Source organism: Vibrio sp. Vb2960 (assembly GCF_033337665.1).
In the GTDB taxonomy this organism is placed as follows: domain Bacteria; phylum Pseudomonadota; class Gammaproteobacteria; order Enterobacterales; family Vibrionaceae; genus Vibrio; species Vibrio alginolyticus.
Genome location: NZ_JAWORD010000086.1, coordinates 1 through 507, shown reverse-complemented (window position 1 = coordinate 507; position 507 = coordinate 1). Strand labels below are relative to the sequence as shown.

Here is a 507-nt window from a genome sequence, read left to right as displayed (position 1 = left end):
CCTAACGCCGCGTTAAGTGGTGAGCAACGCATACCACCGCACTTAAACCATTGTGCCGTAAACACTAAAGCTGAATCAAACCAAGAATGCCAAGCGTTGGGAATCCGTCTTAAACGCTTTGTTATGCTCGTCTTTCCAACAACGACGTAATATCTTTTTTGAACTCATCCGAGAGGCGTTCGAACTGCTCAGGTGCAACCAAATTTTCTTCACACATTAGCATGAGCTGAATAAATGCCTTATTACGAGAATGACCATCAAAGATCAGCTTCATCTGCTTTTCTGACGTTTTAGAATACTGACACATAAAATGAAACCTTTCCCCTGCCAGTTCTGACTCGTCAGTAATAGTTTCAATGACTTCATTCAGTTGTCTCGTGCAATACAACTGAATTGCTTCATTTTTGATTTCGCAAAAGACTTTCCAATCTGACTCTTTGATACTCATGCCAACCTCCATAAAGTTCCATTTTCAGCATAGAGCATAACGCCCAATTAAGGGGTGAA

The 507-nt window shown here is 41.2% G+C and carries 1 protein-coding gene; it reads right to left on the bottom strand.

Features of this window, described 5'->3' with window-relative positions; translation table 11 throughout:
- Window positions 1-121: 121 nt before the first annotated feature.
- Window positions 122-448, bottom strand: coding sequence for a hypothetical protein (locus tag R7O03_RS22755; RefSeq protein WP_025633776.1), 327 nt, complete (start codon window positions 446-448; stop codon window positions 122-124).
- Window positions 449-507 lie beyond the last annotated feature (59 nt).

What these genes read in the sequence shown, in the direction of transcription:
- R7O03_RS22755 (WP_025633776.1), bottom strand. Translation starts at nt 448, where the DNA reads ATGAGTATCAAAGAGTCAGATTGGAAAGTCTTTTGCGAAATCAAAAAT.